General features: G+C 72.0%; 22 protein-coding genes, 1 tRNA gene and 1 pseudogene. 13 read left to right on the top strand and 11 right to left on the bottom strand.

Features of this window, described 5'->3' with window-relative positions; genetic code table 11:
• Positions 1 to 14 precede the first annotated feature (14 nt).
• On the bottom strand, positions 15 to 677 hold the full coding sequence (locus MMF93_RS18105) for an NUDIX hydrolase (protein ID WP_423835463.1): 663 nt from the start codon (positions 675 to 677) through the stop codon (positions 15 to 17).
• Between the two features lie 146 nt (positions 678 to 823).
• Positions 824 to 1,957: an endonuclease III gene (nth, locus tag MMF93_RS18100; RefSeq protein WP_242752865.1), complete on the bottom strand. Its 1,134-nt coding sequence runs from the start codon at positions 1,955 to 1,957 to the stop codon at positions 824 to 826.
• Positions 1,958 to 2,221: 264 nt separating this feature from the next.
• On the opposite strand from nth, the gene MMF93_RS18095 reads away from it, so the two are divergent.
• Positions 2,222 to 2,896, top strand: a complete 675-nt coding sequence (locus tag MMF93_RS18095; protein WP_114022104.1) for a Crp/Fnr family transcriptional regulator — start codon at positions 2,222 to 2,224, stop codon at positions 2,894 to 2,896.
• 212 nt (positions 2,897 to 3,108) lie between these two features.
• Here MMF93_RS18095 and MMF93_RS18090 read toward each other — a convergent pair whose 3' ends face one another.
• From MMF93_RS18090 to MMF93_RS18075, 4 genes are all read right to left on the bottom strand, one after another.
• Positions 3,109 to 3,939 (bottom strand): MBL fold metallo-hydrolase, encoded by an 831-nt coding sequence (locus tag MMF93_RS18090; protein ID WP_242752863.1) that lies wholly within the window; start codon positions 3,937 to 3,939, stop codon positions 3,109 to 3,111.
• Positions 3,936 to 4,748, bottom strand: coding sequence for an NUDIX hydrolase (locus MMF93_RS18085; RefSeq protein ID WP_242757638.1), 813 nt, complete (start codon positions 4,746 to 4,748; stop codon positions 3,936 to 3,938). Before MMF93_RS18085 ends, MMF93_RS18090 begins: the two co-directional genes overlap by 4 nt.
• 368 nt (positions 4,749 to 5,116) lie before the next feature.
• Positions 5,117 to 5,581 carry a RidA family protein gene (locus MMF93_RS18080; protein ID WP_242752861.1) on the bottom strand — a complete coding sequence of 155 codons (465 nt, stop codon included), beginning with the start codon at positions 5,579 to 5,581 and terminating at the stop codon, positions 5,117 to 5,119.
• Positions 5,578 to 5,739: a Sp36 family protein gene (locus tag MMF93_RS18075; RefSeq protein WP_003975360.1), complete on the bottom strand. Its 162-nt coding sequence runs from the start codon at positions 5,737 to 5,739 to the stop codon at positions 5,578 to 5,580. Before MMF93_RS18075 ends, MMF93_RS18080 begins: the two co-directional genes overlap by 4 nt.
• A 313-nt stretch (positions 5,740 to 6,052) precedes the next feature.
• On the opposite strand from MMF93_RS18075, the gene bagA reads away from it, so the two are divergent.
• Positions 6,053 to 7,051 (top strand): ATPase BagA, encoded by a 999-nt coding sequence (bagA, locus tag MMF93_RS18070; protein WP_242752859.1) that lies wholly within the window; start codon positions 6,053 to 6,055, stop codon positions 7,049 to 7,051.
• 243 nt (positions 7,052 to 7,294) lie between these two features.
• Positions 7,295 to 8,797 (top strand): ATPase BagB, encoded by a 1,503-nt coding sequence (bagB, locus tag MMF93_RS18065; protein WP_242752857.1) that lies wholly within the window; start codon positions 7,295 to 7,297, stop codon positions 8,795 to 8,797.
• A 227-nt stretch (positions 8,798 to 9,024) separates the two neighbouring features.
• Here bagB and MMF93_RS18060 read toward each other — a convergent pair whose 3' ends face one another.
• Positions 9,025 to 9,378, bottom strand: a complete 354-nt coding sequence (locus MMF93_RS18060; protein WP_242752855.1) for a WhiB family transcriptional regulator — start codon at positions 9,376 to 9,378, stop codon at positions 9,025 to 9,027.
• Between the two features lie 420 nt (positions 9,379 to 9,798).
• Between MMF93_RS18060 and MMF93_RS18055 the strand changes: the two genes are divergently transcribed.
• Positions 9,799 to 12,117 carry a transglycosylase domain-containing protein gene (locus tag MMF93_RS18055; RefSeq protein WP_242752853.1) on the top strand — a complete coding sequence of 773 codons (2,319 nt, stop codon included), beginning with the start codon at positions 9,799 to 9,801 and terminating at the stop codon, positions 12,115 to 12,117.
• 152 nt (positions 12,118 to 12,269) lie between these two features.
• On the opposite strand, the gene MMF93_RS18050 is transcribed toward MMF93_RS18055, so the two are convergent.
• Positions 12,270 to 12,734 (bottom strand): GatB/YqeY domain-containing protein, encoded by a 465-nt coding sequence (locus tag MMF93_RS18050; RefSeq protein ID WP_242752851.1) that lies wholly within the window; start codon positions 12,732 to 12,734, stop codon positions 12,270 to 12,272.
• Between the two features lie 116 nt (positions 12,735 to 12,850).
• Here MMF93_RS18050 and MMF93_RS18045 point away from each other — a divergent pair, with 116 nt between their 5' ends.
• Together MMF93_RS18045 and MMF93_RS18040 are read left to right on the top strand one after the other, a co-directional pair.
• Positions 12,851 to 13,795 carry a metallophosphoesterase gene (locus MMF93_RS18045; RefSeq protein WP_242752849.1) on the top strand — a complete coding sequence of 315 codons (945 nt, stop codon included), beginning with the start codon at positions 12,851 to 12,853 and terminating at the stop codon, positions 13,793 to 13,795.
• A gap of 90 nt (positions 13,796 to 13,885) precedes the next feature.
• A tRNA-Pro gene (locus MMF93_RS18040) sits at positions 13,886 to 13,959 on the top strand.
• Positions 13,960 to 14,026: 67 nt separating this feature from the next.
• Here the strand turns inward: MMF93_RS18040 and MMF93_RS18035 are convergent.
• On the bottom strand, positions 14,027 to 14,818 hold the full coding sequence (locus tag MMF93_RS18035; protein ID WP_242752847.1) for a hypothetical protein: 792 nt from the start codon (positions 14,816 to 14,818) through the stop codon (positions 14,027 to 14,029).
• A gap of 348 nt (positions 14,819 to 15,166) precedes the next feature.
• On the opposite strand from MMF93_RS18035, the gene MMF93_RS18030 reads away from it, so the two are divergent.
• On the top strand, positions 15,167 to 15,844 hold the full coding sequence (locus MMF93_RS18030) for a TetR/AcrR family transcriptional regulator (protein WP_423835620.1): 678 nt from the start codon (positions 15,167 to 15,169) through the stop codon (positions 15,842 to 15,844).
• A gap of 62 nt (positions 15,845 to 15,906) precedes the next feature.
• On the opposite strand, the gene MMF93_RS33370 is transcribed toward MMF93_RS18030, so the two are convergent.
• Positions 15,907 to 16,032, bottom strand: a complete 126-nt coding sequence (locus MMF93_RS33370) for a hypothetical protein (RefSeq protein WP_274709477.1) — start codon at positions 16,030 to 16,032, stop codon at positions 15,907 to 15,909.
• 482 nt (positions 16,033 to 16,514) lie between these two features.
• Here MMF93_RS33370 and MMF93_RS18025 point away from each other — a divergent pair, with 482 nt between their 5' ends.
• Together MMF93_RS18025 and MMF93_RS18020 are read left to right on the top strand one after the other, a co-directional pair.
• The gene (locus MMF93_RS18025) at positions 16,515 to 17,186 is read left to right on the top strand and encodes a DUF3159 domain-containing protein (protein ID WP_242752843.1); all 672 of its coding nucleotides are present in this window, start codon (positions 16,515 to 16,517) and stop codon (positions 17,184 to 17,186) included.
• 109 nt (positions 17,187 to 17,295) lie between these two features.
• Complete coding sequence (locus tag MMF93_RS18020) at positions 17,296 to 17,949, top strand: TetR/AcrR family transcriptional regulator (RefSeq protein ID WP_242752841.1); 654 nt, start codon at positions 17,296 to 17,298, stop codon at positions 17,947 to 17,949.
• A gap of 143 nt (positions 17,950 to 18,092) precedes the next feature.
• Here the strand turns inward: MMF93_RS18020 and MMF93_RS18015 are convergent, their stop codons facing one another.
• The gene (locus MMF93_RS18015; protein WP_242752839.1) at positions 18,093 to 18,887 is read right to left on the bottom strand and encodes a TetR/AcrR family transcriptional regulator; all 795 of its coding nucleotides are present in this window, start codon (positions 18,885 to 18,887) and stop codon (positions 18,093 to 18,095) included.
• 93 nt (positions 18,888 to 18,980) lie between these two features.
• Between MMF93_RS18015 and MMF93_RS18010 the strand changes: the two genes are divergently transcribed.
• The 4 genes and pseudogenes from MMF93_RS18010 to MMF93_RS17995 all read left to right on the top strand — a co-directional run bounded on the left by MMF93_RS18010 (position 18,981) and on the right by MMF93_RS17995 (position 23,486).
• Positions 18,981 to 19,820 carry a patatin-like phospholipase family protein gene (locus tag MMF93_RS18010; protein WP_242752837.1) on the top strand — a complete coding sequence of 280 codons (840 nt, stop codon included), beginning with the start codon at positions 18,981 to 18,983 and terminating at the stop codon, positions 19,818 to 19,820.
• A gap of 174 nt (positions 19,821 to 19,994) precedes the next feature.
• Positions 19,995 to 21,253: pseudogene (locus MMF93_RS18005) on the top strand (cytochrome P450 family protein).
• Positions 21,254 to 21,327: 74 nt separating this feature from the next.
• Positions 21,328 to 22,833 (top strand): sensor histidine kinase, encoded by a 1,506-nt coding sequence (locus MMF93_RS18000; RefSeq protein ID WP_242752835.1) that lies wholly within the window; start codon positions 21,328 to 21,330, stop codon positions 22,831 to 22,833.
• The gene (locus MMF93_RS17995; protein WP_242752833.1) at positions 22,830 to 23,486 is read left to right on the top strand and encodes a response regulator; all 657 of its coding nucleotides are present in this window, start codon (positions 22,830 to 22,832) and stop codon (positions 23,484 to 23,486) included. The genes MMF93_RS18000 and MMF93_RS17995 overlap by 4 nt, the downstream gene beginning before the upstream one ends.
• Positions 23,487 to 23,542: the final 56 nt, after the last annotated feature.

Below are 23,542 nucleotides of genomic sequence, written 5' to 3'. Positions count from 1 at the left end.
GCGGGGAGCGAGGATCACGCGTGCCAGTCGAGGGGCACCCGGCGGTCACGGTCCCAGGCCCGCTCCCAGCCGGCGTAGTGCAGGAGCCGGTCGATGACCCCCGCGGTGAACCCCCACACCAGCGCGGATCCGACCATGAAGGCAGGGCCGACGTGCCCGGCCGGGTGGACGGCCATGGCGCGGTTGGCCGGGTCGGTGAGCTCGGTGACGGGGACGGTGAACACGCGGGCCGTCTCCGCCGGATCCACGGGCGCCACCGGGCTGGGGCGGTGCCACCAGCCGAGCACGGGCGTGACGACGAAGCCGCTGACCGGGATGTACAGGCTCGGCAGCACTCCGAACAGCTGCACGCCGGAGGGATCGAGTCCCGTCTCCTCCTCCGCCTCGCGGAGCGCCGCACGCAGCCTCCCGTCGCCCTGCGGATCGCCGTCCTCCGGATCGAGCGAGCCACCGGGGAAGGACGGCTGACCCGCGTGCGAGCGCAGGCTGGAGGCCCGCTGGATCAACAACAGCTCCGGACCCTCCTTGCCCTCGCCGAACAGCACGAGAACGGCGGAGGGACGGCCACCGCCGTCGGGCGGCGGCAGGAAACGGCTGAGCTGGCTCGCCTCCACCGTCTCGGCGGCGTCCCGCACGGGCGCCAGCCAGTCGGGCAGGCCGCGCCCGCTGACCTCCACAGACGGCAGGCCGGCAGCCGGTGACGGGGAGGGCCTCAGGTGCCGGGCTCGATCGGAGGCGTTGGGTCGGTCAGAGTCGCGGGATCGGTCGGAGGCGTGGGGCTGAGGGGTGGGGTGGGACTGCTGAGAGTGGTGCCTGGCAGGCGTCACCGGGCGGCTCCGCTGCCGCCTTCGGCCGCCGCGCGCGAGGGCAGCGGCGGCGCGGGCTGTCCCGGATAGTCGGCCGGCGGCTTGAGACGCTGGCCCGGCTGACCGCCCATCTCGTACTTGAGCAGCTTCTTCGCCTTCTCCGGGTCGGTCTCGCCCTCCCCGTACGAGGGGCACAGCTCGGCGATGGGGCAGGCACCGCAGGCCGGCTTGCGTGAGTGACAGATGCGGCGGCCGTGGAAGATCGTGCGGTGCGAGAACATCGTCCACTCGCTCTCCGGCAGCAGGTCGTCGATCTCCTGCTCGACCTTCACGGCGTCCGTCTGTTCTGTGAGCTTCCAGCGGCGCACAAGGCGCCCGAAGTGGGTGTCGACGGTCAGTCCTGGGAGGCCGAACGCGTTGCCCATCACCACGAACGCCGTCTTGCGGCCGACGCCGGGCAGCTTCACCAACTCCTCGACGGTGCCCGGAACCTCGCCCCCGAAGTCGTCCCGCAGGGCGGCCGAGAGCCCCAGCAGCGACTTCGCCTTCGAGCGGAAGAACCCGGTGGGACGGATCAGCTCCTCGAGCTCCTCCGGGTTGGCGGCTGCCATGTCCTCGGGGGTGGGGTACGCGGCGAAGAGGGCGGGCGTCGTCTGGTTGACGCGCAGGTCGGTCGTCTGGGCGGAGAGAACGGTCGCCACCAGCAATTCGAACGGATTATCGAAATCGAGTTCCGGGTGGGCGTAGTAGTACACCTCAGCCAGCGCGTCGTTGATCCGCGCCGCCCGTTTCGCCTTGGACTCCTGCGACTCCGGCCTCGTGCCGGCCGCCTGCTTGGCGGCCGTCGCCTTCTTCCCCGCCGCCCCCTTCTTCGAGGCGGTGCCCTTCTTGGCTGCTGTCTTCGTGGCGGCTGCCTTCGTGGCGGCTGTCTTCTTCGTCGCGGCGGCCTTCTTCCCCGAGGCCGTCTTCTTGGCTCCGGTGGCTCCGGTGGCGCCGCTGGATGCCGTGGGGGCCGTTTTGGTGGCGGCACGCTTGGTGGCCGCCTTCTCGGGGGACGCCTTCTTCGGAGCGGCCTTCCCGGGCTCCGGGGCGGCCTTCTTGCCCGTCGTCGTCCGGCCCGTCGTCCCCTTGGGGGACTCGTGTTCGCTCACAGCGGAATCCTCCGTCACCGTCACCCGTCCAGGCCCCCGCCCGTCGATTCACTCCGTGGCCGGGGGACACTCGGCCAGCGTAAGGGCGCCCACCGACATTCGTGGCTCACGCAGCCGATCCGAGGCCCTAGCGCGCCCCGCGTTGGGGCCCACGGCATGAGTGCGTCAAACTTGGGACTGATTGCTGTGACTGATCGCATGGTTTCACCGTCCGGCATCATGGGATCCACGGACCCCATGGGCAGGTCGACAAGGAGAGAACTCGTGGACGACGTTCTACGGCGCGCCCCGCTCTTCGCGGCGCTCGATGAGGAGCAGGCTGCTGAGCTGCGCGCCTCCATGACGGAGACGACGCTGGCTCGCAGTGAGGCCCTCTTCCACGAGGGTGACCCGGGTGACCGCCTCTACGTGGTGACCGAGGGCAAGGTGAAGCTGCACCGCACCTCGCCCGACGGCCGGGAGAACATGCTCGCGGTCCTGGGCCCGGGCGAGCTGATCGGCGAGCTGTCCCTGTTCGACCCGGGTCCGCGGACGGCGACGGCCTCGGCGTTGACCGAGGTCAAGCTGCTGGGTCTGGGCCACGGCGACCTGCAGCCCTGGCTGAACGCCCGCCCCGAGGTGGCCTCGGCCCTGCTGCGGGCGATCGCCCGGCGGCTGCGGCGCACCAACGACTCCATGTCCGACCTGGTCTTCTCCGACGTACCGGGGCGCGTGGCCAAGCAGCTGCTCGACCTGTCCCGGCGGTTCGGAGTGCAGTCCGAAGAGGGCATCCACGTCGTGCACGACCTCACGCAGGAGGAGCTGGCGCAGCTGGTGGGCGCCTCCCGCGAGACGGTCAACAAGGCGCTGGCCGACTTCGCGGGGCGCGGTTGGCTGCGGCTGGAGGCCCGTGCGGTGATCCTGCTGGACATCGAGCGACTGGCCAAGCGCTCCCGCTGACCCGCCTCGCCGTCGTGCCCTTCCCGCACGTCATCTCGGTGATGCGCGTCCGTCAGTACGTCCGGGCTCAGTACGTCGTGTAAGGGGCGTTCTCCATGGAGGACGCCCCTTACACGTGTGCACACGGACACGTGGTCGAGCGCACACGTGCTCACCCGCTCACGTGGTCGCCCGCGTGGCCTCACACGTGCTCAGTCAGTGCTCAGTCACCGTCACACCACCCCGCGCTCCGCGAGGTAGTCGAGCTGTGCCCGTACGGACAGCTGCGCCGCGGGCCACAGCGACCTGTCGACGTCCGCGTAGACGTGGGCCACGACCTCGTGCGCGGTGCGGTGCCCTGCCTCGACGGCGGCCTCCACCTGGGCGAGCCGTTTGGCGCGGTGGGCCAGGTAGTGGTCGAGGGCTCCCTGCGCGTCGGCGAGTACGGGGCCGTGCCCGGGGAGGACGTGGCTGACGCCGTCGTCGACCGTCAGGGAGCGCAGGGCGCGCAGGGAGTCGAGATAGTCCCCGAGCCCGCCGTCCGGGTGGGCGACGACGGTGGTGCCGCGCCCGAGCACCGTGTCGCCCGTGAGCACGGCGGCGTCGGCGGGCAGGTGGAAGGAGAGCGAGTCGGCGGTGTGTCCCGGGGTGGGCACGACGCGCAGTTCGAGGCCGCCCGTCGTGACGACGTCCCCGCCGGCCAGTCCCTCCTCGCCCAGGCGGAGCGCCGGGTCGAGGGCGCGTACGGGCGTGCCCGTCAGCTCGGCGAAGCGCGCCGCGCCCTCCGCGTGGTCCGGGTGGCCGTGGGTGAGCAGCGTGAGCGCCACCCGTCTGCCCTCCCGTTCGACGGTGGCGACGACGTTGTGCAGGTGTGTGTCGTCCAGCGGGCCCGGGTCGATGACGACGGCCAGGTCGGAGTCGGGCTCGGCCACGATCCAGGTGTTGGTGCCGTCGAGCGTCATGGGCGAGGGGTTGGGCGCCAGCACGCAGTACGCGCGGGTGCTCGCCCAGCCGGTGATGTCGCCTGAGCGAGGCTGCCCTGGGAGTGCCGCTGCGTCGGTCATGCGGGATCGATCCTCTTGGTGAACTCGTCGTGTCCGGGCCAGCTGAGCACGATCTCCCCGTCGTCCAGGCGGGCCCGCGCGACCACGGGTGTCAGATCGCGTGCGGCGGATCCGGCCAGCGCGTCCGCCACACCCGTGTACGGCGCGAGCGTCCGCAGGGTCGCGATGGTGGGCGGCATCATCAGCAGGTCGCCCCTGTCGTACCCGGCTGCCGCCTCATGGGGGCGTACCCAGACGGTGCGGTCTGCCTCGGTGGAGGCGTTGCGGGTGCGCTGCCCTTCGGGGAGGGCGGCGACGAAGAAGTACGTGTCGTAGCGCCGCTTCTCGAACTCGGGTGTGATCCAGCGGGCCCACGCGCCCAGCAGGTCGCCCCGCAGGACGAGTCCCCGGCGGTCGAGGAAGTCGGCGAAGGACAGCTCGTGCGCGACCAGGGCCGCGCGGTCGGCCTCCCAGTCGTCCCCTGTGGTGTCGGCGACGACGGTGTGCGGGTCGGGTCCGGCCAGCAGCACGCCGGCCTCCTCGAACGTCTCCCGTACGGCGGCGCAGACGATCGCGTGTGCCGTCGCCTCGTCGGTGCCCAGCCGCTCCGCCCACTGCGCGGGGGTGGGCCCCGCCGTGTCGGTCCAGCGGGCGTCCCGCGGATCGACGGAGCCGCCGGGGTAGGCGTACGCACCACCCGCGAAGGCCATGGAGGCGCGGCGGCGCAGCATGTGGACGACGGGGCCCTCCGCGGTGTCCCGCAGGAGCATGACGGTGGCGGCGGTACGCGGGGTCACCGGCGTGAGCTCGCCGGCGGCCAGCGCACGGATGCGCTCGGGCCACTCGGGCGGGTACCACTGGCCTCGGCCGACAGGCGTCTGGCCGGTCCCCGCGGGCTGCTGTCCGGCCCCGGCGGGCCCCTGGCTCTGCACGGCCCCTGCGGACGTCCGGCCCGCCCCGGCGGACTCCTGACCCGGCCCGGCGGACTCCTGACCCGGCTCGGTGGGCTCCTGACTCGGCCCCGCAGGCTGCTGACCCGGCCCCGTGCGGGGCCGACGGCTCCCGGAGGGTGAGGCGGACGAGGTGGAGGAGGTGGACGCCATGGGCGGATGCTACGGCCCGCCGCTTCGATGTTCGAGAGGCGGCGGGCCGCGAGCACCACCGGTGGTGACCGGAGTGGACGTGCCGGGCAGGCGTCTCAGTCGGTCAGTTCGACCTGGATCTCGACCTCGACGGGGGCGTCCAGCGGCAGGACGGCCACACCGACCGCGCTGCGCGCGTGCACACCCTTGTCGCCCAGCACCTCACCGAGCAGCTCGCTGGCGCCGTTGACGACGCCCGGCTGACCGGTGAAGTCGGGCGCGGACGCGACGAAACCGGTGACCTTGACAACACGTGCGACGCGGTCCAGGTCCCCGGCGACGGACTTCACGGCCGACAGCGCGTTCAGCGCGGCGGTACGCGCCAGGTCCTTCGCCTCTTCCGGCGTGACCTCCGCACCGACCTTGCCGGTCGTCGGCAGCGTGCCCGACACCAGCGGAAGCTGCCCCGCCGTGTACACGTACCGGCCGGTGCGTACGGCCGGTACGTAGACACCGGCCGGGGTGGCGGTCTCGGGCAGGGACAGTCCCAGCTGCGCGATCCTGTCCTCGACCGCACTCACGCCTGCTTCTCCCGCTTCAGGTAGGCCACGAGCTGCTCGGGGTTGTTCGGCCCTGGCACGACCTGGACGAGCTCCCAGCCGTCCTCGCCCCAGGTGTCCAGAATCTGCTTGGTCGCGTGCACCAACAGGGGCACGGTCGCGTATTCCCACTTCGTCATGGGAAGACCCTAACGAACGCGCGGCCTCCCCCACGCCCGGTGAGCGGCCACCCCCACGGCACATGCACGGCCACCCCGCGGCGCATGTACGGCCTTCCTGCGGCGCATGCACGGCCTCCCTGCGGCGCATGCACGGCCTCCCCCACGGCAAGTGAACGGCGCCCCCTGGCCGCGGAAACGGCGCCCCAGGCCATGGGCACCGGCCGCCGGTACCCGCCACGTCCCGGAGAGCGGACGCCGGCCCGGCCCCGTCCGCTTCCGGGTTCCCGGCCGGGTCTCGCCGGGCCGACGGCGAAGAATTAGGCTCCCAGCCGTGGGCAGGCTTCACGTAGTGACCGGCAAGGGCGGCACCGGCAAGACGACGGTCGCCGCCGCTCTCGCGCTGGCACTGGCGCGCGGCGGGAAGCGGACGCTGCTCGTCGAGGTGGAGGGCCGCCAGGGCATCGCACAGCTCTTCGAGACCGCGCCGCTGCCCTACGAGGAGCGCAAGATCGCCGTCTCGCACGGGGACGGTGAGGTCCACGCACTCGCCATCGACGCCGAGCGGGCCCTCCTCGACTACCTCCAGATGTTCTACAAACTCGGCAGCGCCGGCCGCGCCCTCAAGCGGCTGGGGGCCATCGACTTCGCGACGACGATCGCCCCCGGACTGCGCGACGTGCTGCTGACCGGAAAGGCGTGCGAGGCCGTCCGGCGCAGGGACAAGCGACAGCGCCCCGTCTACGACGCCGTCGTCATGGACGCCCCGCCCACCGGCCGCATCACCCGCTTCCTCGGCGTCAACGAGGAGGTCGCGGGGCTCGCCAAGGTCGGCCCCGTCCACAACCAGGCCCAGGCCGTGATGCGCGTCCTCAAGTCGCCCCAGACCGCGGTGCACCTGGTGACACTGCTGGAGGAGATGCCGGTCCAGGAGACCGTCGACGGCATCGCCGAGCTGCGGGCCGCCGGGCTCCCGGCCGCCTCCGTCGTGGTCAACATGGTGCGCGCGGGCCTCCCCGGCGAGGACCAGCTCCTCGCCCCGCACCGGCACACCGACGAGCTCGCAGGCGCCCTCGCCCGGGCCTTCTCCCAGGCCGGACTCGGCACCGCGCGGGGCGAAGGACACGCCGAGCGGCTCGTCGCCCCGCTGCTGGCACAGGGCCGGGAGCACGCCGAGCGCGTCGCCCTCGAACGCGGACTGCGCACCGAACTGCGCGCGCAGGGGCTGCCCGTGCGGGAACTCGGCCGGCTGAACGAGGGCGTGGACCTGCCCGGCCTCTACGGGCTCGCCACCGCATTGCACGACCAGTGGCACACGGGAGACCCCGCGTGAGCGCAGGACGACACCCGTGATCGCGGCGGAGCCGACGGGAGCCGCGGAGCCGACGGGAGCCGCGGAGCCGACGCGAGCCGCGGAGCCGACGCGGACCGTTACGCGGGCGCGGGCCGTGGAACTGGCCAGAACCGTTACGCCGGCGCGAGCCGTTACGCCGGTGCGAGCCGTTACGCCGGTGCGGGCCGCCAAACCCGTCCGGCTCAGGAGACCCGATTCCACCCACCGCAAGGAGAGGCTTCCATGAGCACGCCGCCGGCCACCGACGTGCTGGACGTCGACCCCCTTCTCGACGATCCCGCGACGCGGATCGTCGTCTGCTGCGGGTCCGGAGGCGTCGGCAAGACCACCACGGCCGCCGCGCTGGGCCTCCGCGCGGCGGAACGCGGCCGCAGGACCGTCGTGCTGACCATCGACCCCGCACGGCGGCTCGCCCAGTCGATGGGCCTCACCGAGCTGGACAACGTCCCCCGCGAAGTGCCCGGCATCGACACCTCGGCGGGTGGCGAACTCCACGCGATGATGCTCGACATGAAGCGGACGTTCGACGAGGTCGTCGAGGCCCACGCCGACCCGGACCGCGCCAGGGCGATCCTGGAGAACCCCTTCTACCAGTCGCTTTCGGCGGGCTTCGCCGGCACGCAGGAATACATGGCGATGGAGAAACTCGGCCAGCTGCGCGCCGGAGACGAGTGGGACCTGATCGTCGTCGACACCCCGCCCTCCCGCTCCGCCCTGGACTTCCTCGACGCCCCCAAGCGACTCGGCTCCTTCCTCGACGGGAAGCTCATCCGCATGTTGATGGCCCCCGCGAGAGTCGGCGGGCGCGCCGGGATGAAGGTCGTGAACCTGTCCATTGCGGGCCTGTCCATGGTCACCGGCGCCCTCGACAAGCTCCTGGGCGCGGGGCTGCTGCGCGACGTGCAGACGTTCGTGGCCGCGATGGACACCATGTTCGGCGGCTTCCGTGCCCGCGCCGACGCGACCTACCAACTGCTCCAGGCACCGGGTACCGCCTTCCTCGTCGTCGCCGCACCCGAACGGGACGCGCTGCGCGAAGCCGCGTACTTCGTGGAACGCCTGGCCGCCGACCGGATGCCGCTGGCAGGACTCGTACTCAACCGGATGCACGGCGGCGCCGCGGCCGGACTGAGCGCTGAGCGGGCCCTGGCGGCAGCGGAGACCCTCACTGCCGAAAATCTTGAAATCGACGGCATTGTCGATCACCGCCCAGGGAAGAGTGTCGTGCGGAGCGCTCCGGCGGCCGACGCGGAAGCCGCAGAAGCCGCGGAAGCCGCGGAAGCCGCGGAGGCGTACGAGGCTCCCCAGGCCCCCGTGACTCCCGAAGACCCCGAGACACCCGAAGTCTCCGTGGCTTCCGAAGCTGCCCCGGCTTTCGAAGCCGCCGTGGCTGCCGAGGACGGCTCCCCCGCCTCGGACTCCCCGGCGGGCTCCGGTTCGCGCCCGTCCGACGCGGACACGGCGGAGACGACCGTGACGGACGACGCCGCCGAACTGGCGGTGGGGCTCCTGCGACTGCACGCGGAGCGCATGCGCCTGCTGGCACGCGAGCAGCGCACGCGCGACCGCTTCACCACGCTCCACCCGGACGTGGCGCTGGCCGAAGTTCCCGCGCTCCCCGGTGACGTCCACGACCTGACGGGACTGCGCACCATCGGGGAACGCCTGGCCCACCAGCACGCGGAGGAGGCACCCGCCCCGCACCGTCCGGCCGACTCCCGCTGAGGCCGCCCGCGTCTGCCCCCGAGGGGCCCCGTAGAGTCCGCGAGGGGCGGGCCCTACCGCCCTACCGCGCCGAGCCCTGGCAGGACCGTTTCTGCTGAGCGAGCGGCAGGGCCTTCCGCCGGTTCCGGCAGCAGGACCGTTTCGCCTGGTTCTCCCGCGCTCCGCAGCACGCCTCTCCCGGCACGCCTTTCGCGGCAGGCGTCACGCAGCACGCGGCTCGTGAGGGCTCAGCCCACAGCGGCGTACCGCGGCTCGTCCTCGGCCGCGTCGAGTTGCACCTCGACTGGCAGCATGATGCCGCTGCTGCGCTCGTACTCCGAGCGCGCGGTCTCCAGTAGTCGCCGCCAGGACGTGACCGTGGGGCGGCGGCGCAGCAACGCTCTCCGCTCGCGCTCGGTCATTCCTCCCCAGACTCCGAACTCCACGCGGTTGTCCAGAGCGTCGGCGAGACATTCCGTGCGGACCGGGCAGCCCGTGCACACGGCCTTCGCGCGGTTCTGCGCGGCCCCCTGCACGAACAGTTCGTCCGGATCCGTAGAGCGGCAGGCCGCCTGCGCGCTCCAGTCTGTAACCCAGCTCATTGCCGGTGCCGTCCTCTCCCGAATCGAGGCTCCCCCACGGCGGTGAACGGCATATTCACCGTTGCCAGTTGAGGACGTTACGGAAGAGAAGTCCGGACGCAACACCCCCTTCGGGCCCAATCTTGCATGGCCCGAACGGACTATGCGTGCCTGTCACATCACCCAACGGAGTGACGGGGAGGTGCCGCAGGGGACAGCGTCGCAGGCGGGGCGAGGGGGAACCGCCCGGGAACCGGCCGTGGTCGGCCCGGCAGGGCCGGGAATCGGCCAGAGGCAGAGGTAAGGTGCTCGTGAGGCGGAGGTGAGCGGCGGTACCGGAGTGACGACGGGCTCAGACTAGGCGAGGATCACGGCACTGTCCGGCGTTTGCCACGCTTCCCCGCGGGTTCCACGCGCCGGTGGCGTCGTAGGCTCTTCTTCATGGCTAAGAAGCGCGCGGGCCGCGGAGTCAGCCGACCCCAGCAGATCGCCAAGTTCGTCGGCGTCAGTGTGCTGGCGGGGACGGTGATGGCCGGGCTCGCGCTGCCCGCCGTCGGAACGCTCGGCCTGGCGGCGAAGGGCACGGTCGAGGGCTTCGACGAACTGCCGGCCAACATGAAGCGGCCCCCGCTCAGCCAGCGCACCACGATCCTCGACAACGAGGGCGGCGAGATCGCCAAGGTCTACTCCCGTGACCGCACGGTCGTGGACCTCGACGACATGTCGCCGTACGTACGCAAGGCGATCGTCGACATCGAGGACGCGCGCTTCTACAAGCACGGAGCCGTCGACCTCAAGGGCGTCCTGCGGGCACTGAACCGCAACGCGCGCTCCGGCGAGGTCTCGCAGGGCGCCTCCACCCTCACCCAGCAGTACGTGAAGAACGTCTTCGTCGAGGAGGCCGGCAACGACCCCGACAAGGTCGCCCAGGCCACCCAGCAGACCATCGGCCGGAAGATCCGCGAGCTGAAGTACGCGATCCAGGTCGAGGAGGAGCTGGGCAAGAAGCAGATCCTGGAGAACTACCTCAACATCGCCTTCTTCGGGCAGCAGGCCTACGGTGTCGAGGCGGCGTCCCAGCGCTACTTCTCCAAGTCGGCCAAGGAGCTGGACCTGGACGAGGCGGCCCTGATCGCGGGCCTCGTCCAGTCGCCGACCCGCTACGACCCCGTCGTCCACGAGGACGAGGCCCTCAAGCGGCGCAACGTCGTGCTCGACCGGATGGCCGTGCACCACGACATCACCCGCGAGGAGGCGAAGAAGGCCCAGGAGAAGCCGCTCGGCCTGGATGTGAGCAGCCCGAAGAACGGCTGCATCACCTCGACCATGGGCGCCGGCTTCTTCTGCGACTACGTGCGGCGGGTCTTCCTGAACAGCGAGACGTTCGGCGACACCCGCAAGGAGCGGGCCAAGCGGTGGAACCGCGGTGGTCTCACGATCAAGACCACGCTCGATCCGAAAGCACAGAAGTCCGTCCAGAACTCGATCCGCTCCCACGTCAACCAGTCCGACAAGGTCGCGACCGCCGCGGCCATCGTCCAGCCGGGCACCGGAAAGATCCTGGGCATGGGCCAGTCGCGCCCCTACGGCTTCAACGCGCAGAACAACGAGACCCAGATAAACCTCTCGGTGGACGACGACATGGGCGGCGGAGCCGGCTACCAGCCCGGCTCCACGTTCAAACCCGTGATCGCCGCGGCGGCGCTCGACAAGGGCGTCACCCCCTACAAGTCGTACCCCTCCCCCTACCGCATGCAGTACCCGTCGCCCGTCGACACCTGCAAGGGCAAGTGGAGCGGCAAGGCGCCGGTCGAGAACGAGAACTCCAGCGAGGTCGGCCCCTACCGGATGAAGGAGGCGATCGCGAAGTCGGTCAACACCTACTTCGTCTCGCTGATAGGGGACACCGGCATCTGCCCGGTGACCGACATGGCCAAGAAGATGGGTATCGAGCGCGCCGACGGGAAGAAGATCGACCAGGTCCCCTCGATCTCCCTCGGCACGCAGGAGATGTCGCCGCTGACGATGGCCGAGGGCTACGCCACCTTCGCCAACCGCGGCGTGCACTGCACCCCCGTGGCCATCGAGTCGATCACCGACGCGGAGGGCAAGAAGCTCGACGTGCCGAAGACCGAGTGCAAGCGCGCCATGAAGACCAAGACCGCCGACACGGTCAACACGCTGCTGCGCGGCGTGGTCGAGGACGGCACCGGCAAGAAGGCCGGGCTGAGCGGCCGCGACAGCGCGGGCAAGACGGGCACGACGGACCAGCGGTACGCCGCCTGGTTCGTCGGCTACACCCCGAACATGTCCGGCGCGGTCTGGGTCGGCGACCCCGCGCACCGCACCCGGATGGTCAACATCAGCATCGGTGGCCGCACCTACCCCAAGGTCTTCGGCGGCGAGGTGCCGGGACCGATCTGGCGCGACGCGATGACGGGCGCGCTCAAGGACGAGGACGCGCCCGACTTCCACCGCGTGCCGATCCGCGACGGCAAGGGCGGCAAGAAACCCCAGTCGCCGCCCCCCGAGCCGCCCGCGAACACGCCCCCGCCGGACGACGACGCCGGCGACGAGGGCGGCGGCCCGCCCTCCGACCCCTGGCCTGACGTGACGGTGCCGCCGGACCTCGTCGGAGGCGGCGACAACGGCGGCGGTATCGGCGGAGGCCCCGGAGGCGGCTGGCCCGGCGGCAACGGGAACGGCAACGGCAACGGGGGCGGCGGATGGGACGTGGGCGGCGGTGGCGGCTGGCCGTAACCGGCCCGCCGGGCCGGGCGCCGGTGCCGGCGCCCGGCGGCCTCATCCGTCAGCGGCCGGCACCGCCCGCTGACGGATGAGGGGCCGGAAGGCACCGGCTGCTGCGCCAGGCGGGCGGGCGGGCAGGCAGGCAGGCAGGCAGGCAGAAAGGGCTACTGCGCGAGGCGCTTCTTGACGGCGGCGGCGACGCGGCCGCCCTCCGCCCGGTCCCCGACCCTCGGGTTGACGATCTTCATGACGGCGCCCATCGCCCTGGGGCCCTCGGCACCGGCGGCCCGGGCCTCCTCCACGGCCTCAGCGACGAGTGCCGCCAGTTCCTCGTCGGAGAGCTGCTGGGGCAGGTAGTCCGCGAGAACCTCCCCCTCGGCCCGCTCCCGCTCGGCCTGCTCCGTCCGGCCGCCGCCCGCGAACGCCTCGGCCGCCTCGCGCCGCTTCTTCGCCTCACGGGTGATGACCTTCTGCACCTCGTCGTCGGAGAGCTCGCGCGCGCTGGTGCCCGCGACCTCCTCCTTCGTGATCGCGGAAAGGGTCATCCGAAGGGTGGCGGAGCGCAGCTCGTCGCGCTCCTTGATCGCTGCGGTCAGGTCGTCCTGCAGCCGGGACTTGAGCGTGGTCATGAGGTCAGTGTGCCACCCGCCGGATGCCGGACGCCCGGCATATAAGGGCCCTACACCGGCCTACGTGATCACCGCGCGCCTCCGCGCAGGAGCCCGGGTCTGCAACCATGGGGCCCATGCGCGCGCGATACCGGATCCCCCTCAAGACAGCCGTCGGCCTCACCGCGTTCGGCGCGGCCTGCGTGGGATACGCGGCGGGCGTCGAAGCCCGCTCGTTCCGCCTGCGACGGGTCTCCGTGCCCGTCCTGCCGCCCGGCATGCACCCGCTGCGCGTCCTCCAGGTCTCCGACATCCACATGGTCTGCGGCCAGCGCAAGAAGCAGCGGTGGCTGCGCGAGCTGGCGGCCCTGCGGCCCGACTTCGTGATCAACACAGGTGACAACCTGTCCGACACCGAGGGTGTCCCCGAAGTCCTCGACGCCCTGGGGCCCTTGATGGAGTACCCGGGCGCGTACGTCTTCGGCTCGAACGACTACTACGGACCGAAACCGCGCAACCCCGCGAAGTATCTGCGGGAGAAGGCCAGCGGCCGGCACGGCCTGAACGGCAACGCACCGGCCGTCGGCGCCATCCACAACCCGTGGGAGGAACTGCGCGACGCCTTCGACGCCGCCGGCTGGGTCGGCCTGACCAACACCAGGGGCCGCCTCAAGCTGGACGGCGGCCAGGAGATCGCCCTGACCGGCCTGGACGACCCGCACATCAAGCGCGACCGGTACGGCGAGGTGGCCGGCGGCCCCGAGGAGGACGCGGACTTCTCCCTCGCCGTCGTACACGCTCCGTACCTGCGCGTACTCGACGCGTTCACCGCGGACCGCTACCCCCTGATCCTCGCCGGGCACACCCACGGCGGCCAGCTCTGCGTCCCCTTCTACGGCGCCCTGGTCACCAACTGCGACCTCGACACCGAGCGGGTCAAGGGGCTCTCCACCCACCGGGCCGGCGGGCACGAGTCGTACCTCCACGTCAGCGCGGGCTGCGGCACCAACCGCTACACCCCGGTCCGCTTCGCCTGCCCCCCCGAGGCCACCCTCCTCACCCTCCACCCCCGCGAGTCCTGACCTCCGGGGAGCCCGGGGCCCCCGCGGCCATCCCCGGGAAACCCGATTTCACCTCAGCGCTCCCCTGAGCTAAAGTAGTCCTCGTTGCTTCGGGGTGTAGCGCAGCTTGGCAGCGCGCTTCGTTCGGGACGAAGAGGTCGTGGGTTCAAATCCCGCCACCCCGACAGAGGAAACACCAGGTCAGGGGCGTGATCCAGTGAGTGGATCACGCCCCTGACGGGTTTCTGGAGATCATCCTGAAGAAACCCGGGAGAATGTCCTGGCCGGCCTCTCCATTGCGAGCCCGCGAGCCACTTGCCGCGCGTCCCACACGTGGCACCCCGGTGTTACGCGTGCGTGAATCCACAATCGTGGAAGCAGCTCGACACGACACCACGACCTGCCCCGGCCTTGGCCGTCGGCGACGTACCTCGACATCCTCCGGGCCGGCCTCTCACCGACCCTCTGACCGTCCAGCGGCGTGTATGAGCCCCTGCCGAGGCGGAGGTTCGCGGAACGGTTCGCCGTGGGCCAGAACTGCTCCACGCGCCGGTCGCCGAGGTTGTCCTGGACGGCGTCGTTCGGGAACCGGAGCTTGGGGTCGGTGCCCTTGAGGTGTTCGTCGAAGAACGTCAGTGCCCCTCCCCTGGAACCAGGTCGCGCGGCCCATCGCGTACTTCCCGCATGCGTGCGCTCATTGCCGTGTACGTGGTCCCAGGAGCCGCCCCACGGCCGCTGCGGGCCGCGGTGCTTGTCGAGGAACTTTTCCGTGCCCACGGGGAGGGTGTTGGTCTCGGCGGCGCCTTGGGTGAACAGAAGCGGCGTGGTGGTGCTCTTCGCGTTCCTGGCCGGGATGCGGTCCTTCCAGTATTGGTCGTCCGGGTCACCGATCGAGGGGCCGAAGGAGTTGAGCGCCAGGCACTCGGGGGGCTTCTTCTCGTGCGCGGCGTTGATCCGGTACCGCTTGTCCTCGTCCGGCAACTGGGGCAGGCCGGCAATGCGGTCGCAACTGGTGGACGACTGAACGCTGTTCGGACGCGGCACGCCGTTGGAGTGGCCCCCGCTCGTTCTCCTCGTGCGTGACCGAAGCGGTAGCAGTGGCGACGGCCGTCCTCTGTGTTCGGCCGCCGTCGGTTGCCTGGTCCGGCGCGGCGCCGGCTGCCCCCGTGAGACCGCCGGTCAGAGCGCAGACCGCGAGCAGGGCTGCAACGGTGGCGGCTGGTCGTTTCTCTGGGGCGCTCCGGAGTTCGGGTGCAGGGCGGCCCCGAAGCGCATCGCACCAGCTGGCACATTGCGTCACTTAATGCCAGTATGACACTGAGCGAACATGTGCGTGAAGGGTGGCGCAGGGTGGCCGACGACGTGGCATCGACCGAACGCAGCCGCGGCGGAATGAGTGAGCAGCGGCGCCGTCGCGTACGTCTGGAGATCTCGCGGGAGGCGGCACGCCTGTTCTGGGCGCAGGGCGTCGACGGCACGAGCGGTGACCAGATCGCAGAGGCGGTGGGCCTGTCGACCCGCACCATCTGGCGCCATTTTCGCAGCAAGGAGAGCTGTGCGGAGCCGATCGTGGCGCAGAGCGTGGAGTGGGAACTGGCCTCTCTGCGCAGTTGGCCGCTGCACCGCTCCCTGGAGGAGCACTTCGCCACGGAGGCGAAGCGGTTCGTCAGCGAGATCAGCCCGCTGGAGCAGGCCGACGCCGGGCTGGGCATCAAGATGATGCGACTGGCCGAGACCGAACCGGCCCTGCGAACGGCCTGGCTCATGGCCTGCGACCAGGTGGAACACGAACTGGCAGGGGTCATCGCGACTCGCCTCGGACGCAAGCCCGACGACCTCGAGGTACGCCTGCACGCCGCGGCCACCGGGGCCTCCCTGCGCGTCATCAACGAGTACGTCGGCGCCGGCCTTCTGGACGGCGCCGATCCGCGAGAGCTCGGTGACGAGAACTTCGCCTTCATCGCGGACGCCGTCCGCACGGCCACCGGAGGCGCTGTGGGCGACCCGGTCCACGTCGACGGGGCGCCCGCCGATGCGGACAAGGCCGCTGGCGATCGACAGGGGTTCTGAGCGGCACCCCCTGAGCGGCACCATCCGCTCCACGAGCGGATTGGCGGGCGTACTCGCCGGCGTCAGCGGACCGTCCCGGTGAACTCCTGTGCGGCCACGCCCTCGGCGGCGGCCTGCGGGGCAACCGGTCCGCCAAGCGCGGACACCGTGGTCAGGCCGATCCGCAGCGGGCGAGGCTCGCCGTTCACGAAGACGGCGTCGGCGTACACATGCTCCGACGGAGCTGCCCGGTACGGCCCTCCTGTGCGGAAGCCGGTACGGCCCTTCCTGCGCGGAGTCGGCCAGCACGTCGCGCATCGCGGGGCGGAGTCGCGCACCGGGCGCGACAACACACGCCCTGCACCGCTCGCACGCACCGGGCGCGACAGCACACGCCCTGCACCGCTCGCGAGGGTTGTGACGTCCGCAACGTCATCGGCCGCGACCTCCGCGAGAAGCCGGCGGCGAACTGAGCGAGACCGCTGGCGCGGGACAGGTCGACAGCGGTCGCCGAACCGTCGGCGAGGCCGTGCTCGCCCTGTTGGAGGACGGACGACTCACTGGCGGGGAGTTCGCCGTCGTGTGACACAGGGCACATCGCACGAGGTGGCCTCGATCGTCACTTAGTGACAACATGTCCCTCAGTGACGAGACTTCCCGCCCTCAAGACCACCCGGAAGGACGGATCACCATGCAGATCACCAGTCCCCAGGAGTCGGCGACCGACGTGCGGACGGCAGACCAGAAGAAGTCGGCCCTCGAACAGGCGGGCGGCATCAAGGGGGTCATCTACTCGGCGCTGCCCGCCCTGGTGTTCGTCGCCGCCAACAGCGCCGGCGGACTCAAGGTGGGCATCCTCGCCGCTCTGCTCGTCGCCTGCGGCATCGCGGTGCAGCGGCTGATGCGCAGGGAGTCGATCCAGCCCGCGCTCGGCGGCGTGTTCGGCGTGGCCATCGCCGCCGGCGTCTCCTGGTACACGGGGTCCGCCAAGGACTACTTCCTCATCGGCATCTGGGCGAGCCTGGCCGGCGCCGTCGCCTTCGTCCTCTCCGTGGTGCTGCGCTGGCCCCTGGCGGGCCTGATCTGGAACTCGACGACCGGCAAGGGCACCGTCTGGCGGGCGGACAAGCGTTCGCGGATCTACTACGACGTCGCCACCCTGGTGCTGGCCACCATCTTCGGCGCCCGGTTCGCCGTCCAGCAGTACCTCTACCAGGCGGACGAGGTCGGCTCGCTGGGGGTCGCCAAGATCGCGATGGGCTATCCGCTCCTCGCCGTCGGCTTCCTGGCCGTCGCCTGGGCCGTCCGCGCTTCCGACAAGCGACTGAAGGCCGTAGGGCTGCTTCCCGCCAAGCACACCTGACCGACGGCCTCCGCTCCTCGTCCGTGCCGGACCGGGCCGCCCACCCTGCGTCGGCGCGAGCCGCAGCCGAACGACGTCTTCGCCCCACAGCTGAAGCACGAGGTGAACTGTGCGAGCGAGCAACCGCGTCGGACCGGTGACGAGCGAGCAGCGGCGCTGCCGGATCCGGTGGGAGATCTCTCGGCAGGCGTCGCGTCTCTTTTGGGAACAGGGCGTCGCCGCGACCAGCGGCGACCGGATCGGCGCAGCAGCGGGCCTGTCGACGCGTACGGTCTGGCGGCATTTCCGGAGCAAGGAGAGCTGCGCCGAACCGATCATCCTGCATGGCGTCGCGTGGGAGATGGCCGCCCTGCGCCGCTGGAAACCCGAACGCTCCCTCGGTGCTCATCTCGCCGACGAGATGAGCAGGCGTGGCCGCGCCGCCGGCAGGGCGGAGCGCGCCGACGACGCGCTCGCGATGAGGATGATCGCGCTCAGCAGCAGGGAGCCCGCCCTCCGCACGGTCTGGCTGATGGCCTGTGACCAGGTCGAACGCGCACTGGCCGGGAGCATCGCCGACCGGCTTGGCGTGCCGGCCGACGACATCGGAGTGCGGGTGCACGCAGCGGCCGCCTCGGGCGCCCTACGGGTCGTCAACGAGGAGATCGGCGGCGCCCTGCTCGGCGGCGCCGACGTACGCCGGTTCGCCCATGCGCACCAGCTCCTGGCCCGGGCGATCCGCAGTGCCACGGGAGGCGCCGTGGAGGGCGCGGACACGGCCTGAGATCCGTACGCGGTGACCCCGGCTGCTCATCGCCCAGGATGTCAACGACGCCCGGGTCGGCGACGGTTGACGGAACCAGTGGCGAGCATCCGAGCCCTGGGCGTCGCCGTGCAGCTGTCGGAGGGGGCCGTGTCGCCCGTGCGTCACTTTTTTTCGTGTGGGCCCCGGTCGGACCCCAGGGCGTAGAGGGTGGTGGCCAGTTGGGGTGGGGTGAGGGGTGGGGTCGGGAGGGAGGAGAGGGAGGGGGCGCGGAGGGCGTCGAGGAAGAGAGTGAGGGGGCGGCGCCAGGCGTCGGGGGTGGTGGCGGCGGTGAGTGCGGGGACGGCGCGGCCCAGGGCCGCGAGGCTGAAGAGGACGTCCTCGGTGGTGACATCGGCACGGATAGTGGCTTCCGCGTGCCCCCGTCGCAGCAGGATGTCAACCGTCTCGCGGTTGTGCGCGTGCACCGTCTCCAGCGTCTCGACGCCTTCGAGGTGGGTGGTCATCAGGTCGTTCGCGCCGCGGTCGGTGGCCAGGACGGTGAAGATCTCCGCGAGGTAGTCGCACAGCCCCGACCAGGCGTCCTCGGCGGTTCGGGCCTGTTGGCCGACGGTCATCGTGTGCGTCAGCAGGTCGCGGAAGACGGCGTCCACGAGGGCGGCGCGGGTGGGGAAGTGGCGGTAGAGCGTGGCGTTGCCGACGCCGGCTCGTCGGGCGATCACGTCGAAGGGCGCTTCCAGTCCCTGTTCGGTGAAGACCTCGTGGGCGGCGTCGGTGAGGAGTTCCCTGTTGCGGCGGGCGTCACGGCGCCGGCGGGGGGATGACCCGGGCGGGGCGGAGGGCGGTCCCTCACCGGCCGGCGGGCGACCGCCGCGACCGCCGCGACCGCCGCGCGCGTCGTGGCCGCCGTGGCGGCTACCCCCCTCCGCCCCGTGGCCGTCGTGCCTGTCCTCGGTCATCGTCACCTCCGGTGGAAACGGGGAGTCCTCCCCGGCGCGATGTTATCGTCGGCGCAAGTGGGGAACACTCCCCATTTAGTGGAGGTGGCGGAGATGGACGGGACAGCACTGGTGCTGGGTGGTGGCGGGCCGGTCGGCGGGGCGTGGATGGTCGGGGTGCTCGCGGGGCTCACCGAGGCGGGGGTCGAGCTCGACCGGGCCGACGTCGTCATCGGCACCTCGGCCGGGGCGATCTTCGGTGCCCGCGTCCTGGGCGGTGAGAGCCCGCGCGCGTTGTACGAGCGGCAACTGGCGGGCGAGGAGCGCATCGACCTGGAGGTCTCTGCGGCCCAGACGTTCCGCTTCCTGTGGGCGGCCTGCGCGACCCGGGACTCCCGCCGCTCCGCACAGCGCCTGGGGCGGGCTGCGCTTGCCGCACCCGTGGGGCACGAAGGCGGCGCACTCGACGCCGTGAGACCCCTGTTGGGCGGTGAGCGGCCCTGGCCCGAGCGGGCGTTGCGGATCGCTGCGGTCGACGCGCAGAGCGGGGAGGTGGAGACCTTCGGGTCGGACTCCTCGCTGTCCCTCCTCGAGGCGGTCGCCGCGAGCTGTGCGGTGCCGCTCGTCTGGCCCCCGGTCAGTGCCGCCGGGCGTCGCTGGCTCGACGGCGGATGCCGCTCGGCCGGTAACGTCCGCCTGGCCCGCGGATACCGGCGCGTGGTGGCGGTCGTACCCATCCCGTCCGCGCCGGGCCCGCATCCCAGCGCCCGGCAGGAGGCCGACGAGCTCGTGGCCGAGGGGGCCTCCGTCGTGTGCCTGACGCCCGATGCCGCCTCCCGCCGCGCGATGGGCCGGGACATGACGGCCGACAGCCGACGCCCGGACACCGCACGAGCGGGGCACGCGCAGGCCGTCGCCGCCGCCCGGACCGTTGCCGACGTCCTGCACGGGTAGCGGGCTCTCCGCCTCGTCGCCGCAACGGAAACACGCAGAGACAGACCCCGAGAGGGAAGGAAGGCCGAGCAGGTGCCGCAGTCTCCCCCATCGAGTTTCCCCTCACCTCCGGAACGCGCGAAACCGGCGCGCACGCCGGAAGCCGAGCCGCTCCCGCCGCCCCAGGCGCCCACCCTGCGTCAGTTGGCGCCCGAGGGCGTGGAGGTGGAGAAGGACCCGTACCCGCTCTACGCGGCCCTGCGCGCCGACGGCGCTGTGCACCGGGTGTGCGTTCCCGGGAGCGGGGAGTGCTGGTTCGTCGTGGCCCGGGAGGCGGCGCGGACGGCGCTGACCGATCCGCGGTTGCGCAACGACATCCGTCACTCCGCCTCGTGGCGCAGCGACGGGGGACACGCCATCGGGCGGAACATGCTGCAGAGCGATCCTCCGCAGCACACGCGGCTGCGCCGTCTGGTGGCGGGCCACTTCACGCCGGGGCGGATCGCGGCGCTGCGTCCGAGGATCGAGGCGGTCACCGACGAGCTGCTCGGCGGGCTGCCGCGCCGGGGGCGGGCCGACCTGGTGAGCCGGTACGCTCTGCCGCTGCCCGTCACGGTCATCTGCGAGCTGCTGGGGGTTCCCGCGCAGGATCGTGCGCTCTTCCACACCTGGTCGAACGAGCTGGTCCTGCCCACCTCGGAGGCGGCAGCGACGGCGGCGGCGGACGAGTTGACCGGGTATCTGACGGCCTTGACCGAGCGGAAGGCCAGGACGCCGGACGACGCGCTGCTCAGCGCGCTGGTCGCGGTGCGACGCCGTCCGTCGGACCACACAGCGGAGGGCAGGCCGGACGAGAACCGGGCGGGTGAGAACCGGGCGGGCGAGGGCCGGGGGGACGAGGGCCGGGGGGAGGGGCTCGACTCCGCGGAGTTGCTCGGCATGGCTTTCCTCATCCTCGTCGCCGGTCACGAGACGACGGTCAACCTGATCTCCAGCACCTTGCACGGTCTGCTCGCCCATCCTGACCAGCTGGAGCTGCTGCCGGCTCGCCCGAGCTGGCCGAGGGCGCGATCGAGGAGTCGCTGCGGTACAACTCGCCGGTCCACGCGGCGGCGTTCCGGTTCGCGGCCGAGCCGCTGGAGCTGGCGGGCACCCGGATCGCGGCCGGCGACGCCGTCCTGGTCTCCCTCGCCGCCGCCTCCCGCGATCCGGCCCACTTCCCCGACCCCGACCGATTCGACATCCGGCGCCGTGCCCGGGGCCATCTCGGGTTCGGTCACGGTGTGCACCACTGCCTCGGCGCGCCCCTGGCCCGTGCCGAGGCGGTGATCGCCCTGCGGCGGCTGCTGGCGGCCCGTCCCCTGCTGGCCTTCGCCACCGACCCGGCCGCCCTCACCTGGCGCTCCAGCACCCTCCTCCGCGGCCTCGCGGAGCTTCCTGTGCGCCTGGGGTAGTACTTGAGACGGAGCCGTGCGGATCATCTTCTGTGCGGACGACCCCGGGGCCGGTGGCTGCATAGCGTGTCGGTATGACGCAGACGCACCACACCGATGCCCGCCCGGAGGCCGGGTTCGCCCGGCACGGGTTCGCGCACCTGCGCGGGGACCTGCTGTCCGATCCGTTCGGATACGATCCGCTGCCTCCGCTCCGAGCCGGCTGGGTGGCCCGCTGGGAGAAGCGGCTGCCCGGTGGGCTGGGCCGGTACGTGCGGTGGCTGCCGCACGGCGCTGTGCTGGCCGCCGCGGTGCTGTTCTTCCTCGTCTCCACGACCAAGACCGTGGAGTTCCGCGCCTCCGGCGCGCTGTTCGACCTGGTGTTCACCGTGCTGGTGTCGATGTCCGTGGGCATGGTGGTGTTCCGCCCCGTGGGGGCGTACTGGATGTCGCTGTGCGCCGTGGTGCTCAGTCTGCCGACGTCGCTGTACTCGTTCACCGAGCCGCGCACCGAGATCGCGATGGCGGGGCACCTGTTCGTGATGGTGCTCGTGGTGCTGCGTACCAGGCCCCGGGTCGCGGCGGAGATGTGGCTGGTCACGGTGGCGGTCAGCACGCTGCTGGCAGCGCTGACCGGCGGCGTCATGACGGCGCTGCCCTCGATCGCGACGTTCGCCGCCGTGGCGCTGGTGACCGCCGCGGCCATTCGGGCGTGGCGGCAGGAGCGGCAGCACGTGGTGGAGACGGAGACCGTCACCGCGCGCGAGCGCTCCCGCCGTACGCTGCTGGAGGAGCGCAACACCATCGCCCGCGAGCTGCACGACGTGCTCGCCCACCACATGTCCGTCATCGCCATCCAGGCGGAGGCCGCCCCTTACCGGGTGGCGGAGCCCCCGCCCGAGCTGGCGACCTCGTTCGCCACCATCCGGGAGAACGCCGTGGCCGCGCTGACCGAGTTGCGCCGCATCCTCGGTGTCGTACGGGCCGAGGACCCCGACGCGTACGCCGACGACGCGCCGCAGGCCCCGCAGCCCACCCTCTCGGACCTCGACGCGCTGTACGCGAGTGTGCGCTCCGCGGGTCTGGAGGTCGACAGCGTGGTCACCGGCGCGGTCACGCCGCTGTCGCAGGGGGTGGAGCTGTCCGCGTACCGCATCGTGCAGGAGGCGCTGAGCAACGCGTTGCGCCACTCCCCCGGCGCACCGGCCCGGGTGGAGCTGTCCTACGTGCTCGGAGGGCTGGGCGTACGGGTGGTCAACGGGGCTCCGCAGCAACGGCCTTCGGGGCCCGGCGGCGGGGTACGGGCCGCGGCCCCGCCCCCGCGGGGCGGTGGCGGGCACGGGCTGCTCGGCATGCGGGAGCGGGTGCAGGTGCTCGGCGGCGAGATGACCGCGGCCGGCACGCCGGAGGGCGGCTTCGAGGTGGCGGTCTTCCTGCCCGCCGGTACGAAGGCGCCGACCGAGGCGGCGGGCGCGGCGAGCGCGGCGGCGAGCGCGGTGGGGTCCGGGCGCGCGGCGGCCGGCTCCGACCCGGCGCCGGGCCCGGCGGCGGGCCCGGCGCGGCCTGCCGCGGGCGACGGCGGCGGAAAGGGCGCGGCGTGATCCGGGTGCTGATCGTCGACGACCAGGCCATGGTCCGCGAGGGGTTCTCCGTGCTGCTGGGGGCGATGCCGGACATCGAGGTCGCGGGGGAGGCGGCCGGGGGTGAGGAGGCGGTCGCGAAGGTGGCCGAACTGCGGCCCGACGTGGTGCTGATGGACATCCGCATGCCCGGCATGAACGGTCTTGAGGCCACGAAGGAGATCGCCGCCCTCGACTCGGGCACGAAGGTGCTGATCCTCACCACCTTCGACCTGGACGAGTACGTCTACCAGGCGCTGCGCGCCGGAGCCAGCGGCTTCCTGCTGAAGGACGCCTCGACAGGACAGCTCGCCGAGGGGGTCCGGGTGGTGGCCTCGGGCGAGGCGCTGCTGGCGCCGACGGTGACCAAGCGGCTGATCACCGAGTTCTCCCGGCTCGGCGGCCCGCGCCCGCAGGCCCCCGAGCGCGTGGAGGAGCTGACCGAGCGGGAGACCGAGGTGCTGGCGCTGGTCGCCCAGGGGCTCTCCAACGGGGAGATCGCCGAGCACCTGATCGTGGCGGAGTCCACCGTCAAGACCCACGTGAGCCGGATCCTGGTCAAGCTGGGACTGCGGGACCGTACGCAGGCGGCGGTGTTCGCCTTCGAGGTGGGCCTGGTGACGCCGGGCGGGTGAGCGCCCGGGAAGGAGCGGGCGACGGGAAGAAGGGCGCCGGGGGAAGGAGGGGCGCC

The sequence above is a fragment of the Streptomyces tubbatahanensis genome, from assembly GCF_022699385.1.
Taxonomy (GTDB): Bacteria; Actinomycetota; Actinomycetes; order Streptomycetales; family Streptomycetaceae; genus Streptomyces; species Streptomyces diacarni.
The sequence above is the reverse complement of the archived record's forward strand: the minus strand, read 5'-3'. Positions and strand labels throughout refer to the sequence as shown.

Bases quoted from the DNA above. Each gene is read 5' to 3' on its own strand.
- MMF93_RS18090 (WP_242752863.1), bottom strand. From the start codon at position 3,939: ATGACCGACGCAGCGGCACTCCCAGGGCAGCCTCGCTCAGGCGACATC.
- MMF93_RS18075 (WP_003975360.1), bottom strand. From the start codon at position 5,739: ATGACGAAGTGGGAATACGCGACCGTGCCCCTGTTGGTGCACGCGACC.
- bagB (WP_242752857.1), top strand. From the start codon at position 7,295: ATGAGCACGCCGCCGGCCACCGACGTGCTGGACGTCGACCCCCTTCTC.
- MMF93_RS18060 (WP_242752855.1), bottom strand. From the start codon at position 9,378: ATGAGCTGGGTTACAGACTGGAGCGCGCAGGCGGCCTGCCGCTCTACG.
- MMF93_RS18055 (WP_242752853.1), top strand. From the start codon at position 9,799: ATGGCTAAGAAGCGCGCGGGCCGCGGAGTCAGCCGACCCCAGCAGATC.
- MMF93_RS18050 (WP_242752851.1), bottom strand. From the start codon at position 12,734: ATGACCACGCTCAAGTCCCGGCTGCAGGACGACCTGACCGCAGCGATC.
- MMF93_RS18045 (WP_242752849.1), top strand. From the start codon at position 12,851: ATGCGCGCGCGATACCGGATCCCCCTCAAGACAGCCGTCGGCCTCACC.
- MMF93_RS18030 (WP_423835620.1), top strand. From the start codon at position 15,167: ATGAGTGAGCAGCGGCGCCGTCGCGTACGTCTGGAGATCTCGCGGGAG.
- MMF93_RS18025 (WP_242752843.1), top strand. From the start codon at position 16,515: ATGCAGATCACCAGTCCCCAGGAGTCGGCGACCGACGTGCGGACGGCA.
- MMF93_RS18015 (WP_242752839.1), bottom strand. From the start codon at position 18,887: ATGACCGAGGACAGGCACGACGGCCACGGGGCGGAGGGGGGTAGCCGC.
- MMF93_RS18010 (WP_242752837.1), top strand. From the start codon at position 18,981: ATGGACGGGACAGCACTGGTGCTGGGTGGTGGCGGGCCGGTCGGCGGG.
- MMF93_RS18000 (WP_242752835.1), top strand. From the start codon at position 21,328: ATGACGCAGACGCACCACACCGATGCCCGCCCGGAGGCCGGGTTCGCC.